The sequence below is a fragment of the Streptomyces sp. DT190 genome (assembly GCF_049846985.1).
In the GTDB taxonomy this organism is placed as follows: Bacteria; Actinomycetota; Actinomycetes; order Streptomycetales; family Streptomycetaceae; genus Streptomyces.
In genome coordinates this window covers 117,161-133,673 of sequence record NZ_JBNCNM010000012.1, presented here as the reverse complement: position 1 = coordinate 133,673, position 16,513 = coordinate 117,161, and the positions used below count along the sequence as shown (strand labels likewise).

General features: G+C 73.1%; 16 protein-coding genes and 1 riboswitch. Of the genes, 9 read left to right on the top strand and 7 right to left on the bottom strand.

The annotated features are described in order from the left end of the window. The first annotated feature begins 53 nt into the window (after window positions 1-53). Window positions 54-226, top strand: a riboswitch (cyclic di-AMP (ydaO/yuaA leader). A gap of 7 nt (window positions 227-233) precedes the next feature. Together ACPXCS_RS21870 and ACPXCS_RS21865 are read left to right on the top strand one after the other, a co-directional pair. Continuing rightward, entirely contained in the window at window positions 234-1,415 is a 1,182-nt protein-coding gene (locus ACPXCS_RS21870) for an NlpC/P60 family protein (protein WP_425948434.1), read from the top strand. Between the two features lie 76 nt (window positions 1,416-1,491). Then, window positions 1,492-2,436, top strand: coding sequence for a hypothetical protein (locus tag ACPXCS_RS21865; RefSeq protein ID WP_425948435.1), 945 nt, complete (start codon window positions 1,492-1,494; stop codon window positions 2,434-2,436). Here ACPXCS_RS21865 and ACPXCS_RS21860 read toward each other — a convergent pair. Continuing rightward, entirely contained in the window at window positions 2,414-2,767 is a 354-nt protein-coding gene (locus tag ACPXCS_RS21860; RefSeq protein WP_425948436.1) for a hypothetical protein, read from the bottom strand. The two genes, ACPXCS_RS21865 and ACPXCS_RS21860, sit on opposite strands and share 23 nt — an antisense overlap. 422 nt (window positions 2,768-3,189) lie before the next feature. On the opposite strand from ACPXCS_RS21860, the gene ACPXCS_RS21855 reads away from it, so the two are divergent. Continuing rightward, a complete protein-coding gene (locus ACPXCS_RS21855) occupies window positions 3,190-4,245 on the top strand; it encodes an NlpC/P60 family protein (RefSeq protein WP_425948437.1) in 1,056 nt (351 codons plus the stop codon). An 11-nt stretch (window positions 4,246-4,256) separates the two neighbouring features. On the opposite strand, the gene ACPXCS_RS21850 is transcribed toward ACPXCS_RS21855, so the two are convergent. After that, entirely contained in the window at window positions 4,257-4,988 is a 732-nt protein-coding gene (locus tag ACPXCS_RS21850) for a LuxR C-terminal-related transcriptional regulator (RefSeq protein ID WP_425948438.1), read from the bottom strand. After that, window positions 4,985-6,277 (bottom strand): PspC domain-containing protein, encoded by a 1,293-nt coding sequence (locus ACPXCS_RS21845; protein WP_425948439.1) that lies wholly within the window; start codon window positions 6,275-6,277, stop codon window positions 4,985-4,987. The genes ACPXCS_RS21850 and ACPXCS_RS21845 overlap by 4 nt, the downstream gene beginning before the upstream one ends. A gap of 177 nt (window positions 6,278-6,454) precedes the next feature. Here ACPXCS_RS21845 and ACPXCS_RS21840 point away from each other — a divergent pair, with 177 nt between their 5' ends. Beyond that, complete coding sequence (locus ACPXCS_RS21840) at window positions 6,455-7,921, top strand: PspC domain-containing protein (protein ID WP_425948440.1); 1,467 nt, start codon at window positions 6,455-6,457, stop codon at window positions 7,919-7,921. Continuing rightward, window positions 7,908-8,150 (top strand): hypothetical protein, encoded by a 243-nt coding sequence (locus tag ACPXCS_RS21835; protein ID WP_425948442.1) that lies wholly within the window; start codon window positions 7,908-7,910, stop codon window positions 8,148-8,150. The genes ACPXCS_RS21840 and ACPXCS_RS21835 overlap by 14 nt, the downstream gene beginning before the upstream one ends. A 33-nt stretch (window positions 8,151-8,183) precedes the next feature. On the opposite strand, the gene ACPXCS_RS21830 is transcribed toward ACPXCS_RS21835, so the two are convergent. Next, on the bottom strand, window positions 8,184-8,711 hold the full coding sequence (locus ACPXCS_RS21830) for a DoxX family protein (RefSeq protein WP_425948444.1): 528 nt from the start codon (window positions 8,709-8,711) through the stop codon (window positions 8,184-8,186). A 349-nt stretch (window positions 8,712-9,060) separates the two neighbouring features. After that, complete coding sequence (locus ACPXCS_RS21825; RefSeq protein ID WP_425948583.1) at window positions 9,061-10,371, bottom strand: hypothetical protein; 1,311 nt, start codon at window positions 10,369-10,371, stop codon at window positions 9,061-9,063. A gap of 340 nt (window positions 10,372-10,711) precedes the next feature. Between ACPXCS_RS21825 and ACPXCS_RS21820 the strand changes: the two genes are divergently transcribed. Then, window positions 10,712-11,647 carry a DUF4429 domain-containing protein gene (locus tag ACPXCS_RS21820; protein WP_425948446.1) on the top strand — a complete coding sequence of 312 codons (936 nt, stop codon included), beginning with the start codon at window positions 10,712-10,714 and terminating at the stop codon, window positions 11,645-11,647. A gap of 19 nt (window positions 11,648-11,666) precedes the next feature. Here the strand turns inward: ACPXCS_RS21820 and ACPXCS_RS21815 are convergent, their stop codons facing one another. Further along, window positions 11,667-12,461 carry a class II aldolase/adducin family protein gene (locus tag ACPXCS_RS21815; RefSeq protein WP_425948447.1) on the bottom strand — a complete coding sequence of 265 codons (795 nt, stop codon included), beginning with the start codon at window positions 12,459-12,461 and terminating at the stop codon, window positions 11,667-11,669. A 181-nt stretch (window positions 12,462-12,642) separates the two neighbouring features. Between ACPXCS_RS21815 and ACPXCS_RS21810 the strand changes: the two genes are divergently transcribed. Together ACPXCS_RS21810 and ACPXCS_RS21805 are read left to right on the top strand one after the other, a co-directional pair. Further along, window positions 12,643-13,266 carry a hypothetical protein gene (locus ACPXCS_RS21810; RefSeq protein WP_425948448.1) on the top strand — a complete coding sequence of 208 codons (624 nt, stop codon included), beginning with the start codon at window positions 12,643-12,645 and terminating at the stop codon, window positions 13,264-13,266. A gap of 63 nt (window positions 13,267-13,329) precedes the next feature. Next, a complete protein-coding gene (locus ACPXCS_RS21805; RefSeq protein ID WP_425948450.1) occupies window positions 13,330-13,803 on the top strand; it encodes a pyridoxamine 5'-phosphate oxidase family protein in 474 nt (157 codons plus the stop codon). Between the two features lie 18 nt (window positions 13,804-13,821). Here ACPXCS_RS21805 and guaA read toward each other — a convergent pair whose 3' ends face one another. After that, entirely contained in the window at window positions 13,822-15,402 is a 1,581-nt protein-coding gene (gene guaA / locus ACPXCS_RS21800) for a glutamine-hydrolyzing GMP synthase (protein ID WP_425948452.1), read from the bottom strand. A gap of 341 nt (window positions 15,403-15,743) precedes the next feature. Here guaA and ACPXCS_RS21795 point away from each other — a divergent pair, with 341 nt between their 5' ends. Continuing rightward, the gene (locus ACPXCS_RS21795) at window positions 15,744-16,025 is read left to right on the top strand and encodes a chorismate mutase (protein WP_425948453.1); all 282 of its coding nucleotides are present in this window, start codon (window positions 15,744-15,746) and stop codon (window positions 16,023-16,025) included. Window positions 16,026-16,513 lie beyond the last annotated feature (488 nt).

Sequence of the window (16,513 nt, the reverse complement as noted above, 5' to 3'; positions counted from 1 at the left end):
TGGCTACCGTGCGACCGGGCCGTACGACCCCCACCGGCGAACGTCGCCGGGCCGCGCGGCCTCCGCCGAGTCCGGTGTGCCGCAGTGGCAGCCGGAGCCGGGGACCCACCGAGACCTTGGGGTGAATCGGCCCGACTCCCTCCCCGGGAAGGCCGTAGGGCAACCCTTCCGAACCACCCGCCCGAACCCGACAGCTAACCCGGTAGGCGGAACTTTGGAAGGAGTCGCCTCCCTTGGCGTCGCACCGTAAGTCGCGTCCTTCGGGTACGCGCGTGGCAGGCATACGGACCCCCGCCCTCGCAACGGCGGCCCTCACCTCCGTGGCCCTGCTGTCCCAGTCGGCCAACGCCGCCCCCGAGGCCGACGACAAGCCCAGCCTCGAGGAAGTCGAGAAGAAGGTCGACGACCTGTACCGGCAGGCCGAGTCGGCGACCGAGAAGTACAACGCGGCCAAGGAGAGGACCGCGAAGCAGCGCAAGCGCGTCGACACCCTCCTCGACGACGTCGCCCAGCGCACCGGGAAGCTCAACGAGGCGCGCGAGAAGCTGGGTTCCTTCGCCGCGGCCCAGTACCGCACCGGCACCGCCGCCCCGGACACCGCCACGTTCCTGCTCGCGGACACCCCGCAGGACTACTTCGACCAGTCCCAGCTGATGGACCGGATGACCGGACGCCAGAAGGCGGCGGTCGACGACTACGTCACACAGCAGTCCGCGACGATGGAGAAGCGCCGGGAGGCCAGCGAGAGCCTCCGGACGCTCACCGAGTCGCAGAGCGACCTGAAGACGGCCAAGGCCACCGTCCAGCGCAAGCTCGCCGACGCCCGCGCCCTGCTGTCGCAGCTGACCGCCGAGGAGAAGGCGCGGCTCGCGGCGATCGAGAAGCAGAAGCAGGAGGAGGCCGCCCGCAAGGCCGCCGAGCTGGCCCGCGAGCAGGCGGCGCAGGAACGGGCGCGGGAACAGGCCCGGGAGGAGGCCGCCCAACAGCAGGAGAGCGCCGGCACCGCGTCGGCGGGCACCGGCTCCACCGCCACGACCCCGGCCGACTCCTCGTACGCCACCAAGGCGGAGAAGGCGCTCGCCTTCGCCCGCGCCCAGATCGGCAAGCCGTACGTGTGGGGCGCCGTCGGCCCCGGCTCGTACGACTGCTCCGGCCTCACCCAGGCCGCCTGGAAGGCCGCCGGGGTGACCCTGCCGCGCACGACCTACGACCAGGTCGACGCCGGCACGACGGTCCCCCTGGCCGACGCCCGACCCGGTGACCTGGTCTTCTTCTACGACGACATCACCCATGTCGGCCTCTACATCGGCAACGGCATGATGATCCACGCACCGAAGCCGGGCACCTATGTGCGCGAGGAGTCGATCTACTACGACGGCGAGTCGGCCATCCACAGCGTGGTGCGCCCGGCCTGAGGTGCTCGTACGTTTTTGAGGGGCACGCGCGCGTGCCCCTCTCGGATCGCACGCGCCGCTGCCTAGCATCGGCGCTATGTCCGGCCCCTCCCCGTCCGTCACGTTGTGGGCGACCTACGCGCTGACGACCGGCGCCCTGTCGGGCGGTCTCGACTCGGCGGGGTACGAGGTCCTCTCCCGCATCGCGCTCGTCCCGGCCTGCGCGGCCTGGCTGGTGGCGGTGGCCCACGCCGTGTGGCGGCTGCCGCGGGCGGTGTGGCGGGCCCAGACGCCGGCGGCCCTCACGTTCACCGCGGCGACCGCGCTGATCGGCGCCGGCCTCTCGGCGGCCGGCCTGCAGCGGTCGGCCGCGGCCCTGCTGGCGCTCGCCGCACTGCTCTGGACACTGCTGCTCGCCGCCGGAGGCCCGGCCCGCGACGGGACCGTGTTCCTGCGCTGCGTGGCCACCGAGGCGCTCGCCGTGCTCGGTGCGACGCTCGCCGCGGCCGAGTCGGCGGCCTGGCTCGCCCACGCGGCCCTGGTGCTGTTCTGGCTGGGGCTGGTCCTCTACTGCCTCGCCCTGTTCCGCTTCGCCCCGCGCGAGATCACCGAGGGGCGCGGGGAGCAGTGGCTCGCGGGCGGGGCGCTCGCCGTCTCGGCACTGGCCGGGGCGCGCCTCCTCGGCGCCGACAGCAGCCGCCTGTACCTGTGGAACGACGACGACCACGCCGTCCTCACCAGGGTCACCGTCGCCCTGCTGGTGCTCACCCTGGTGTGCTGGGTCGCCCTGCTGACCGCCGCGCTCATGTGGCCCCGGCACGGTTACGACGTGCGCCGCTGGGCCGGGGTGTTCGGCGCGGCCGTGACGGCGGCCGCGGCGCTGGCCGTCGCCGCCGCCCTGGACGTTCCCTGGCTCGACGCCGCCGGGGAGGCACTGCTGTGGATCGCGGTGGCCCTGTGGCTCGCGTGCACCGCCCGGGCGGCCGCGGCGGCCCGGGCCGGGACCCGGCCCGCCGCGGTCAGGTCCAGAGCACGGCGATGAAGACGTTCGCCGTGGTCAGCAGCCCGACCAGGCCGAACAGGCCCTTGTCGACCTTCTCGTCGTCCCTTTTCACGTAGACCAGGCCGAGGATCACGATCAGCAGGGCGAGCTTCACGCCGATCTTGATGTTGTTCACGGACTGGTCGTCGGCCTGGTTGAGGCCGACCAGGATCACACCGGTGACCAGCATCGTCAGAGCGCCGTGCAGCATCGCGGGGGTGTAGCGGGCGGCGCCCTGGCCCATCGCCTTCATCTGGGTGAGGAAACCGCCCAGGAGCGCGGCGATGCCGATGATGTGGAGGCCGACGAAGAGGTGGATGAGTACGTCCATGAGGCCGGAGCCTATTAAGGGCCCCCGGACCCCCGGACACCGGCCCGCCGCTGCATATATGCGCCCCATAGCACCCGATCACCGTCACCCGCCCGGGATATCGGCGCATCGGTCATCACGCTGAGTGAAGTGGACGGCGGCGGGAAGTCGGCACGGTCGCATACGGTCACCGCCGGTCCTCTCGGGACACTTCCGCGCACCCGCCCCCGGCCCCGGACGCCGAGGTTTAGCGTCCTGCAGCAGGTGACCGGCTCCCCACCGCCGCCCGGGCCAGGGGCGGCAGTCGGACACCACCGCCGAGAAGGTCCGGCGGCGGTCCGCTTCCCCTGTGCGGGCCGTCGCCGGGCGCGCACAGGCCGCTGTCCGCTCCCCCGACGGCCGTACGCACCCGCCGGCGGTCGAGGAAAGGACGTGGCCTCCGAGTGGCAGCGCACCGCAAGCCCCGACAGCGCCCGACAGGTGGCAGCAAGGCCCGCACGGCCGCCACCATCGCCCTCGCGGGCGCGGCGACGGCGACGGGCTTCGACGGGACCGGACACGCCGAACCGCAGCTCACCCCCGGCCAGGTCAAGGCCAAGGTGGACAAGCTGTACCAGGAGGCGGAGGTCGCCACCGAGAAGTACAACGGCGCGAAGGAGAAGGCCGAGGCGGCCGGGCAGCGGCTGAAGGCGCTCCAGGACCAGGCGGCCCGCAAGGAGGAGCGGCTCCACACGGCCCGTGAGGCCCTCGGAACGGTCGCGTCCGCCCAGTACCGCGGCGGCGGCCTGGATCCCGCACTGCAACTCGCCCTGTCCGACGACCCCGACCGCTACCTGCAGAACGCCGAGTTCGTCGAGCGGGCCGGCAACCGGCAGCAGTCCGCCGTCGCGGGCGTCCGCAAGCAGCTCCGGGAGATCGAGCAGCTGCGCGGCGCCGCGCACATCGAACTGGCCTCCCTGAAGTCACGGCAGTCGGAGCTGAAACGCCACAAGAAGACGGTCACCGGCAAGCTGGGGTCGGCACGGCAACTGCTCTCCCGGCTGACCGCCGAGGAGCGCACCCGGCTCGGCGCGTCCCCGCGCGCCTCCCGGGCCTCCGGGGCGCGGGACACGCCGGCGGCGCCCGGCTCCGCCACCTCCCAGGCTCCCAACGCCCGCGCGGCCGCGGCCGTCTCCTACGCCTACCAGAAGCTCGGCAGCCCGTACGTCTGGGGAGCCACCGGCCCGAACGCCTTCGACTGCTCGGGCCTCGTCCAGGCCGCGTACCGCTCCGCCGGTGTCTCCCTGCCGCGCACGACCTACTCCCAGATCGACGCGGGCCGCCGGGTCTCCCGCTCCGAACTGCTCCCGGGGGACCTGGTGTTCTTCTACGCCGGCATCAGCCACGTCGGCATCTACGTGGGCGGCGGCCGCATGATCCACGCCCCCAACTCCGCAGCCCCCGTCCGGGTCGCCCCGCTCGACGAGATGCCGTACGCGGGCGCCACCCGGGTGGTCTGACCGCGCCGGCGTCACACCAGCCGGCGGGCCGTCGCCCAGCGCGTCAGCTCGTGCCGGTTGGACAGCTGGAGCTTGCGCAGGACCGCCGAGACGTGCGACTCGACCGTCTTCACGGAGATGAACAGCTGCTTGGCGATCTCCTTGTACGCGTATCCCCGGGCGATCAGCCGCAGCACCTCGCGCTCGCGCTGGGTCAGCCGGTCCAGGTCCTCGTCGACCGGCGGCGCGTCCGTGGAGGCGAAGGCGTCCAGGACGAAGCCGGCCAGCCTCGGCGAGAACACCGCGTCGCCCTCCTGGACGCGGAAGATGGAGTCCACGAGGTCCGTGCCGGTGATCGTCTTGGTGACGTATCCGCGGGCCCCGCCGCGGATCACGCCGATCACGTCCTCCGCCGCGTCCGACACGGACAGCGCCAGGAAGCGGACCGGCCGCTCGGAGTCGCCCATCAACGGGGCGCAGCGCCGCAGGACTTCCACCCCGCCGCCCCCCGGCAGGTGCACGTCGAGGAGGACCACCTCGGGCCGGGTCGCGGTGATGACCGTGACCGCCTGGTCGACGTCCGCCGCCTCGCCGACGACCTCGACGCCGGTCTGCTCGGTCTGCCCGATCTCGGCCTGGACTCCCGTACGGAACATGCGGTGGTCGTCGACGAGGACCACGCGCACGCGACGCCCACCCGACTCCGCGGGCCCGGCCGCCTCCGCCGCTCCCGCCGTACCGTTCGCCTCGGTCGGGTCGCTCATGACGTCTTCTCCGCCCTCTCCATCTCCAGCTCGACCTCCGTGCCGCCGTCCGGCACCGCGCGCAACCGCGCCGTACCGCCGTTCCGCTCCATGCGGCCGATGATCGATTCTCTGACACCCATCCGGTCGGCGGGTATCGAGTCGAGGTCGAAGCCGGGTCCGCGGTCCCGGACGGACACGAAGACCGTCTTCCCCTCGACCTCTGCGTAGACCTGTACGGCTCCTCCCTCGCCACCGTACTTGGCGGCGTTCACCATTGCTTCGCGCGCGGCCTGCATCTGCGCGGCGACTCGCTCGTCGAGCGGGCAGTCCCCCACCACCACGACCTCGATGGGGACGCCGTGCTTGTCCTCCACCTCGGCCGCGTTGCGCCGCACCGCGTCGGCGAGGGTCGTGGGCTCGTCGGCCTCGTCCTTGCCCGTGCCCTCCGGCTTGTAGAGCCAGGTGCGCAGGTCGCGCTCCTGGGCGCGGGCGAGGCGGCGCACCTCGCCCGCGTTCTCCGCGTTGCGCTGGATCAAGGTGAGCGTGTGCAGCACCGAGTCGTGCACATGGGCGGCGACCTCCGCGCGCTCCTGGGCACGGATGCGCATCAGCCGCTCCTCGGAGAGGTCCTGCGTCATACGGACGAGATACGGGCCCGCCAGCAGCGTTATCCCCACGAGGACCGCGAGGGCCGCCTGCAGGACGGAGCCGAGGTGGGCGGCGGAGCCCTGCAGGACGAAGATGCCCGAGACGCCGGCCGTCACCAGCAGCACACCGCCGACCGAGCGCAGCAGCGTCACCGTGCGCCGGCGGCGGCCGACCTCGGCCCAGCGGGCGCGGCGGGCGTTGTCCGCCTGCCGCCAGACCAGGGCGACGCCGGCGCCGACGAGGACCATGGGCCAGAGATAGGCCCGGGCGCCGCCGCTGAGGTTCACGTTGCCCACGAAGACCATGGCCACGACGACCATGAGGAGCAGGGCCACCAGCTGGCCCTTGTCGGGCCTGCGCGTGACGAGCTTGCGCCGGCCGTCGGGGGAGGTCTCCGTGGTGACCAGCGAGGGCGGCTTCTGCGCGTCGACCCCGCCGACTCCGAGCGGGACGAAGAACCAGAACGCGGCGTACAGCAGCGCGCCGAGGCCGTCGGCCATGAACAGGCCGATGAAGACGAGCCGCACCCAGATCACGGGCAGCCCGAGGTGCCCGGCGAGCCCCCGCGCCACGCCCCCCAGCCAGCGCCCGTCGCTGCTGCGGTAGAGCTTGCGCGGCGGCCGCGGCTCGGCGAGTGGCGCTGCTGCGGCTTCCGACATGCCATCGATGGTCACACGTGCGGAAGGCCGGAGCATCAGGGTCCGCCCCGGAGACTCCCCTGATCTCCCCGACCGGCCCGTCGAACGCTTCCCGGGCCGTCCCTCAGGGCCGATATCAGGGTCCGGCCAGGGTCGTTCCGACTGCCGCCGCGGCGCCGCGCCCGTCACCATGGACCCATGACCGATCACGAGCACGCCGCGACGGGTCCGGGACCCGGCTCCGGCCCGCGCCCCGCTCCGGGTGCCGGGCCGCAGGATGCCGCGCCCGCCGCGGGCTCCCCCCGGCCCCCGCGTGCTCCCGGGCACGCGGGCGCGGACGGACCGGGAGGCACCGACCCGGCCGGCCCGGCCGGGGAGTCCGTCCCGCCCGGACCGCCCCACATCTTCCGCCGCGACCGCCGCCACAAGACCCTGGCGGGAGTCTGCGCCGGCCTCGGGCGGCAGTGCGACATGGACCCGGTCATCTTCCGGATCACCCTCGCGGTGCTCTCCGCCACCGGCGGCATCGGCCTCCTCTTCTACGGCTTCGCCTGGCTCTTCGTCCCCTACGACGACGAGGACGAGAACGAGGTGCGCAAGCTGCTCACCGGCCGCGTCGACGGCCAGGCCCTGACGGCCGTGCTGTTCGCGCTGGTCGGCTGCGGCGTGTTCCTGACGATGCTGAGGAACGGCGGGGTGCTGACCTTCGCCGTCGTCCTCTCGCTCCTCCTGGCCGGCGCCGGCTACTGGTCCCGTCAGCGCGGCGCCCCCAGCCCCGACCCGCTGGCCGCCCAGGCGGCCGCCGACGCCCCGCCGGAGCCGCAGGCGCCGCCCGTCCTGGCCACCTATCCCTCGTGGTGGCGCGACCCCATCGTCAAGGACGGCACGCACATCGGGGGGACGGGCTACCTGTGGGGCCCTCGCGACACCCGCGACCTCGACGTGGCGGCAGCCGTCAACATCAGCCTCGGCACGCGCCCGCGGGACCGCGAGGACATACCCGCCCCGCGCATCCGGCCGCCCGGGCCGCGCGGGCCCCGCTGGATCGGCGGCTGGATCTTCCTGCTGGCCCTGCTCGCGGGCGCCCTGGGCACGAGCCGGACCTGGGACACCCACCCGCTCGGCACCAGCCTGCAGACCGGCCTGTCCTGCGCCCTGGCCGTCTTCGGCCTGGGCATCGCGGTCAGCGCCTTCCTCGGCCGGACCGGGGCGGGCTCCCTCCTCCTGGCGATCATCACGGCCGGCCTGCTCACCGCCTCGGCGGCCGTGCCCAAGGACATCGGCACCCAGTGGAACCGCACCACCTGGCAGCCCGCGACGGCGGCGGACATACGCCCGCGGTACGACCTGGGCACCGGCGTCGGCACGCTGGACCTGACCCGCCTGGACCTGGCAGCGGACCAGACCGTGACCACCCGCGCCGACGTCGGCGTGGGCCGCATACGGGTGCTCGTGCCCGAGGACGTGACCGTGCGGCTGAGCGTCGACGTGGGGATGGGCGACCTCCAGCTGCCGGGCGACGACAAGAAGGACGTGGACGTGAAGCCGGGCCGGCACCAGGAGACCACCCTCTCCCCCGCGCAGGGCGTCAAGAAGTCCGGCACCGTCGACCTGGACCTCCAGGTCGGCGTGGGACAGGCGGAGGTGACCCGTGCTGCGTCATGAACTCCAGCCCGGAAAGCTCGTCGCCGGCGCGGTTCTCCTCCTGGTCGGCGTCCTCTACGCCGGTGACGCCGACGGCGCCTGGGAGACTCCGTGGTTCGTGGCGATCCCCCTCGTCACGGGCGGGCTGTTCCTCGCCGGCGCGGTCGCCTTGGTGACGGGCCGGATCCGCCGGCGCCGCCGCTCCGTCCGCACCCCCGCGGACGGAACCGGCCCGGACATGGCGACATGACGGCGGGGCGCACCCGCCGGCAGTGCGGCGTGGTCAGTACTCGCCCCTCCGCTGCCGTCGCCGGGCCCGCAAGGCGGCGTCCACGGACAGCAGGGGGGCGCCCGCCAGGACGAGAGGGATCCAGGCCATGAGGTAGGCGAGGTCGTTGCCGTAGTAGTACGGGTCGGAGGCCCAGCTCACGGTGAGCCAGAGGCTGAGGGAGATGAGCGCGCCGCCCAGTGCGGCCAGCCGGGCGAAGAGGCCGAGCAGGGTGCCGATGCCGACGGCCAGTTCTCCGAAGGCGATGGCGTAGCCGAACCCGACGGGGTTCTTCAGGGAGAGGTCCACCAGGGCCGGAATCGCGGAGGAGTCCCGGACGGCCCGCATCATGTCGCCGATCGACCCGGAACCGGCTTCCTTCATGAAGGCGCTGTCGGTGAGTTTGTCCAGGCCTGCGTAGACGAAAGTGACGCCCAGGAAGATCCGCAGAGGCAGCAGGGCGTACCGGACGCCGGTGTCCCGCCAGTCTCCCCTGCCGCCGGGATAGGGCGTGTGCGTGTCCGTTCTCATACCGTGAGTCATCGCTGCCTAGCCGCCTCTCGCCCGCCGGTGCCGAGACCCCCTCAACAGACCATACGTACGACAATCAGCCCCGGCTCAATCCTGCGGACCGGGCTTTTCTGACCCGGCCCCGCTGCGCCTCCCCGTGTCCGTCCCACGGCAGCGGCACGACGGTCGGCGAGCGAGGCGGACGACGACCCGCACCCGCCGGACGGCGCAAGGGGCAGTGCCGGGGGGGTGTCCGCCCGCAGCGGTTGGCGCGTCAGCCAACAGTCAGTCGGCACGCAACCCCATCGCCCCGTTCCGAGGACGGACACCTGCCGGCACGGCCCCGCCCCACCCCCGTAAGGCGAAGAAGGCGCGCCCTCCACTACTCCGTCACATCCACCGCATACCGATTCGTCTCCACCCCCGCGGCGGTGACGACCTGCACCTCCACCCGCCCCGGCTCCACATCCGCCGGCACCGGCACGGTCAGCAGCGTGTCCGTCGGGTTCCGGAACCCGCCCGGGACCGGCACCAGCGGCACATGGACATGCACCGTCCCCACCCGCACGACCATCCGCGCCAGCCGGTCCGCCCCGCGCGCACCCGGCGGGACGAACCCCGCACCCCGGATCTCGATGTCGTCCCCGGTCCGGATCGGCGCGTCCAGGTCCCCCGCCTCCCGGGCCCGGACCACGGAGAGGATGACCGGCCGCCCGCCCTCCGCGTACTTCCCGGCCAGGTACGTCGCCGCCGACACCAGCACCACCACCGCCAGCCCCCACGGCAGGTCCGGCAGCTGCTCCGGCCGCCTGGCCAGCCGCACCGCCGCGAACACCAGGGCGACGCCGCTGATCACGACGTACTGGATGTCCGCGAAGGTCCCGTGCCCGGAGTCGTCGGTCAGCAGGTCGGCCGCGCGGGGCCGGTCGGCGCGCACCTTCTGCAGCCGCTGCCCCAGCACCCGCAGCCCGACCACCCGCCGCACGAGCACGGCGATCCCGCACACCACGGCCAGCACGGTCACGACACCGGCGCCCCGGGCGAGGTACAGCCCGGAGATCAACGCGTCCCGCTCCGCGTGCCGGGAGGCGGCCGCGAGCCGCCCGGCCAGCACGAGCACCGAGTAGGCCACGAAGAGCACCCACACCGCGGCGACGGTACGGGACGTCGACAGCCGGTTGTCCTCACCGATCAGGGGCGCCAGCGCACCGCCCTTCGCCCGGTGGAACCACGACGCGGCGGTCAGCGCCCCGGCGACCACCAGCGCGGCGGCCAGCCCGGCCGTACGGGCCGACGTCCAGCCCGCGCCGACCGCGGTGAGGGCCTGCCCGAGCAGCAGCAGGACGACGCCCGCCCACACGGCGACGGCGGTGCGGCGCCACAGCCCGGCGAGCCACGCCTGCCCCTCGGCACGCCCCCGCTCGGCGACGAGTCCCGCGGACTGCGCCAGTTCCTCGGAGACCCATTGGCGGGAGGCCGAGGCGGAGTGGGCGACCGCGGCCGGCAGCCCGTGCCCGGCCGCGAACTCGTCGCGTCTGCGCAGGAACGCGGCGACGGCCCGCCGATGCCCCTCCCGGGCACCGTGGGGACAGTCCCCGCAGGCGCACCCGCCCCCGTGGCCGGGCCCGCCGTCATCGCCGCCCGTGCGGCGGTCGCCGTAGCCCCCGGGATAACCGCCGCCGTGTCCGCCCACGTGTCCACCCGCGTATCCGCTCGCGTGTCCACCGGTGTACGCGCCCGCGGCCGCACCGTCCCGGACACTCGTGTGCGGGGGTGTGCGCGGGTTCGCGTACGCCCCTGCGTACCCGCCCGCGTCCCCGCCGCCCTGCCCCGCCTCGCGCACCGTCACGCCCGACGCCCGCCTTCCCGCGACCCAACCACCGCCGGTCTTCCGGACCCCGGAAACACCGCTGTGCAACTCCCGTGCGACGAGGACGAATTGTGCCCTATACCACCCGGTCCGCGTCCGCCCCGCCTCGTCAACACGGGTGAAGTTCGGCCTGCCTTGTTGACCGGGCTGCGAGAATTCCCCTATGGCCGAGATCAGCCAGCGCGACGGAACCTGGGCCTTCGACGGCGGCACCATCCGGATCACTCCCGGTCTGCACCGCTCCGTGCCGCTGTTCCGGCAGACGTACGGTGAGATCGCGGTGCCCCTGGAGGCCGTGGCGGGGGTCGTCCTGGAGCCCGAACGCAAGGGCGGGCGGCTCCGGTTGCGGCTGCGCGAGGGTGCCGATCCGCTGCTCCAGGCGACCGGCGGGCGGCTGCCGGACGCGGCCGATCCGTACCGGCTGACGGTGGACGCCGACCGGACGGCGGTCGCCGAGTACCTCGCCGAGGAGATCCGCCGCGCGCTGCTGCTGGACCGGGTGCCGAAGGAACCCTCGAAGGCGTATCTGCTGCCCGGCCCGCCCGTTCCGGTCTCGGTGCGCTCCTCGGACGGAACGGTCTCCTTCGACGGCTCGCAGGTGCGGATCGACTGGTCCGACACCTCCGAGCGGGTCAAACGCGCCACCGGTCCGCGGATCATCGGCCTGGGCGAGCTGGTGCGGGTGGAGTGGCTGCCGAACACCAGCCAGGAGGACGGCTTCCTGCGCTTCGTGACCCACGAGACGGTGCTCTCGAAGCTGCCGCCGGAGAAGGACCCCTACGCCCTGGACCTGTGGGGCAGCAAGCGCCGGGACCTGCTGACCGCGCTGGTCGCGACGGCGGTCACCGCCCGCCTGCCGCACCCGTCCACCCGGCCCGCCGAAGAACCCGGGGGGACGGACGGGACCGAGGGGGCCGAGGGGTTCGACGGCGCCGAAGCGCGGCCCGCGTCCGCCCCTCCGCTGCCGCCGGGCGGCCCCGACCACCATGACGTACTGCTGCGCCGCCTGCGCGAGCTGGGGCGGCTGCACCACGACGGCGTCCTCACGGACGAGGAGTTCGCGATGACCAAGGCGGCGGTACTGCGCGGCTTCCGATGAGGGCCGGCGAGGCCGGCGCCTAGTCCAGCAGGTCCGGCTCACGCCGGCTGATGTCCTGCCACATCGGCTGGTAGTTGATCCACGCCACCAGGTCGCCGCCGAGCTGCTCGCGCGTGGCCACGGCCATCCGGTGGTCGATCCGGACCGGCCGCCCGGCCGCCTGGGCGGTCAGCTGCACCTGGCAGGACCGCTCCATCGACACGAACCACCAGGCCGCCGCGTCCACCGAGTCCCCGACGGTCAGCAGCCCGTGGTTGCGCAGCACGAGCGCCTTGCGGGAGCCGAGCACGCCCGCGATGCGCCGGCCCTCCTCGGCGTCGACGGCGACACCGGTGTAGGTGTCGTACAGGGCGTGGTCCTCGTAGAAGGCGCAGCTCTCCTGGGTGATCGGCTCCAGGAGGTCACCGAGGGCGGCGAGCGCCCGGCCGTGCACCGAGTGGCAGTGGGCGACGGCCACCACGTCGGGGCGGGCGGCGTGGACCTGGGCGTGCACGGTGAAGGCGGCCTGGTTGACGTGGTAGCGGCCCTCGACGACCTGGCCGTCCTGGTTGGCGAGCACCAGGTCGCTCACGGTGACGTGCCGGAAGGGCAGCCCGAAGGGGTTGACCCAGAAGCAGTCGGAGTACTCCGGGTCGCGGGCGGTGATGTGCCCGGAGACACCGTCCTCGTAGCCGAGGCGGCCGAAGATCCGGAGGGCGCCCGCGAGGCGTTCCTTGCGGTGCCGGCGCTCGTCCTCGACCGACTCGTGCATCGGCGGCATCGCGAACTGCAGGCGGTCGGTGGGGACCGGGAGAGGCGGCGTGGGCCCGTGCATGTGTCCTCCGGCACTGGGTTGCTCTAGGGGCGGAAGTTACCGCCGGTGAGGTGGGGTGAACAGACATGTTCCGTAAAGATGACGCGCGCAACCCTTGCGGGGCCCCGTGGGTCTGGTGTCCGGAACGACGAATGCGGCGTCCGGTTCCGGCCGGCGCGGCACAGCACCATCGGAGCCCTCCTTGAGCATCGACCGCCACCTCAGGCCCCTCATGCGGCAGATCGCGACCCAGGACGTGATCGAGATCATCGCCCCCGACGACACCGACGTGGCGGCTGCCCTGGCCTATGTCGCCGAGTGCTACGGCTTCCGGTACGCGGGGGTACGCCTGGTCGGCCGGTACAAGCTGCTGCACGTCCGGCTGGCCCGGGACACCGGTCCGGCGGCGCAGCAGCGGGCGGCGGCCAACCTGACCGCGTTCCCGGACCCGGGCAAGGACCGGCCGGTGCCCGGGATGTACCTGGGTTCGCTGACGCCGGTGCCGGAGGCGAAGGCGGACGTCGACCTGCTCGGCACGCTCATCGCGTACGACCGCGCCCTCGCCGCAGCCGACCCGAGGCAGCTGCACGTCATGGCCTGGGGCTGCGCGGCCCTGTTCCTGCTGCTGGCTCCGGTGACCGGCGCGTACGCCGTGCTGCTCCCCCTGGCCGTGCTGGTGCCGGCGCTCCTGATGGTCGCGCTGCGCGTCAACGCGGCCAAGCGCGCACGGCTGGCCCAGCGGCTGAGGGACGCCGGGTGCGCTCCGGTCCGGGACGAGGACGGGGTGGAGAGGTACGTACGTCCGGTGGCACACCGAGCCGTGTGACACCGCCGGCGCCGGGACCGATACCTGACAGAAGATGTCGGTTTTCGGCGCCACACTCTGCGTATGACAGCGAACTGGGCGGCATTCACCACCGCCGAACCGGATCTGGCCCACACGGTCGAGCAGCGCTTCGGCGCCTACACCCATCACGTCCTCGCCACGCTCCGCAGGGACGGCTCGCCCCGCACCAGCGGCCTGGAGGTGCGCTTCCTCGGCGGCGAGCTGTGGCTCGGCATGATGCCGGACTCACTCAAGGCCCGTGACCTGCGCCGCGACCCGCGCTTCGCGCTCCAGGCGAACCCCGGGGAGGGCACGGGTATGGGCGGCGGCGACGTGCGGATCAGCGGCCGGGCGATCGAGGTCGACGACGTGGAGACCAAGGCCGGATACGTCGAAGAGGTGGAACCGCCGGAGCCGTTCCACCTCTTCCGCACCGAGCTGACGGAGGTCGTGCGGACCTGCGTCGAGGACGACACCTACCTCGTCGTCCAGGTCTGGACGCCCGGCGCCCCCCTGCGCACGATCAAGCGCACGTAGGAGTCACCCGGGGAGTGCTCACTCCCACTCGATGGTGCCCGGGGGCTTCGAGGTCACGTCGAGGACGACGCGGTTGACGTCGCGTACCTCGTTGGTGATGCGGGTGGAGATCCGCGCGAGGACGTCGTACGGCAGGCGCGACCAGTCGGCCGTCATGGCGTCCTCGGAGGAGACGGGACGCAGCACGATGGGGTGGCCGTAGGTGCGGCCGTCGCCCTGGACGCCGACGCTGCGGACGTCCGCGAGCAGGACCACCGGGCACTGCCAGATGTCCCGGTCGAGGCCGGCCGCCGTGAGCTCCTCGCGGGCGATGGCGTCGGCCTCGCGCAGCAGGTCCAGACGCTCCCTGGTGACCTCGCCGACGATGCGGATGCCGAGGCCGGGGCCGGGGAAGGGCTGGCGCTGGACGATCTCCTCCGGCAGGCCGAGCTCCTGGCCGACCATGCGGACCTCGTCCTTGAACAGCTTGCGCAGCGGCTCGATCAGCTGGAACTCGAGGTCCTCGGGCAGGCCGCCGACGTTGTGGTGGGACTTGATGTTGGCGGTGCCGGTGCCGCCGCCGGACTCGACGACGTCCGGGTAGAGCGTGCCCTGGACGAGGAACTCCACGGCCGGGCCCTCGTCGGCGATGATCTCGGCCTGGGCCTGCTCGAAGACCCGGATGAACTCGCGGCCGATGATCTTCCGCTTCTCCTCGGGGTCGGAGACCCCGGCGAGCGCCTTGAGGAACCGCTCCTCGGCGTCCACGACCTTCAGCTGCACGCCGGTCGCGGCCACGAAGTCCTTCTCGACCTGCTCGGTCTCGCCCTTGCGCATCAGGCCGTGGTCGACGTAGACGCAGGTCAGCTGGGAGCCGATGGCCTTCTGCACGAGGGCCGCGGCGACCGCGGAGTCCACGCCGCCGGACAGCCCGCAGATGGCGCGCTTGTCGCCGACCTGCTCGCGGATCGCGGCGACCTGCTCCTCGATCACGTTGCCCGTGGTCCAGGAGGGGGTCAGGCCCGCGCCCCGGTAGAGGAAGTGCTCCAGCACCTGCTGCCCGTGCGTGGAGTGCATCACCTCGGGGTGGTACTGGACGCCGTAGAGCTTCTTCTCGTCGTTCTCGAAGGCGGCGACCGGGACGACGTCCGTGGAGGCCGTGACGGAGAAGCCCTCGGGGGCGGCGGAGCAGGCGTCGCCGTGGGACATCCAGACCGCCTGCTCGGCGGGGGTGCCCTCGAAGAGGGTGGAGGAGACCTTGGAGACGTGCAGGTCGGTGCGGCCGTACTCGCGAGCGCCGGTGTTGTCGACGGTGCCGCCGAGGGTCTGCGCCATCAGCTGGAAGCCGTAGCACATGCCGAAGACGGGGACGCCGGCCTCGAAGAGCGCGCGGTCGAGGCGGGGGGCGCCCTCCTCGTAGACCGACGAGGGGCCGCCGGAGAGGATGATCGCCGCGGGGTTCTTGGCGAGGATCTCCTCGACCGGCATCGTGCTCGGCACGATCTCGCTGTAGACCCGCGCCTCGCGGACGCGACGGGCGATGAGCTGGGCGTACTGCGCGCCGAAGTCGACGACCAGGACGGTGTCGGCGGCGTTGGCAGCGGGAGTCGCTGATGACACGGGGTGCCTTCCGGCGGTGGGGCGGGGGTCTTGTGCCACCCGATTCTACCGAGGTGCTCGCCGCGGGTGTCCCGCCCACGGTGCGAAGCGGGCCGCCGGCCGGCCGTCTCAGGATGCGAACCCGTTTGGACGCCCCTGCGCCCGGGGGCATACTGGCCCCATGCACGCGCACACGACCTTCGTCTTTACCTATGGCACCCGGCCCGCCGGCTGCCATGGTCGTGCTGCTTGAGCAACTGACAAGCGACTTCCCAGGCGCCCCGGGCCGACAAGGCCCGGGGCGTCTGCCGTCGTCGGGGCCTTGCCGGACCGGGGCACCCCTTGACGACGAGGAGCCCCTCATGACCGCCACCGACGTGACCGGTGCCCGTACCGCCGAGGCCGCCGACGTGATCACCGGCGCCCGCGAGCGGATCGACGCGCTCGACGACCGGATCATCGGCCTGATCCTGGAACGGGCGGCCGTCTCGGCCGTCATCCAGGAAGCGCGGATCGGCTCCGGCGGCCGGCGCGTGAACCTCTCGCGCGAGATGGAGGTCCTCGGCCACTACAGGCAGGCCCTGGGCAAGCCGGGCACGACGCTCGCGATGACGCTGCTGGAGCTGTGCCGCGGCAGGATCTGACCCGCGCGAGGAATCCGCGTTCGCGGGACAGACGTGCGCATCCTCCTCACCCGTACGGCGCGTGACCGCCCCCGGGCGGTCTCGTTGGTCCCGGTGTCCGTGCCAGCCAGGCGCGGGCCCGAGAGAACCACGCGTGGCTCACTGGAGCGATGAGACGCACGGATCGTGCCGTGCGTCGTGGGACCTCGCTCCAGGGAAGTGACCGGACGGCAGGGGACAGCAGCCCGGTCACCCAAGAGAACGGCCGGCTCCGGGGACGCCCGGGGCCGGCCGGCGGGACATCGCACGGATGCACACAGGGCTGGGTCGGCCGGTTGCGGGCGCCGCGCTCATCCAGCACGATGCGTACACAGCCCCACGTCCCCTCGCGGGCAACGGCATTGCCCCACTGCCAGAGGTGAAGACCAGCGGCGCAACCCCCCGGCGCCGCTTCCAGGCACCGGCGCTGCCCTGACGTCGGTGCTGACGGGAAGAAGGGCCCCGCGGCT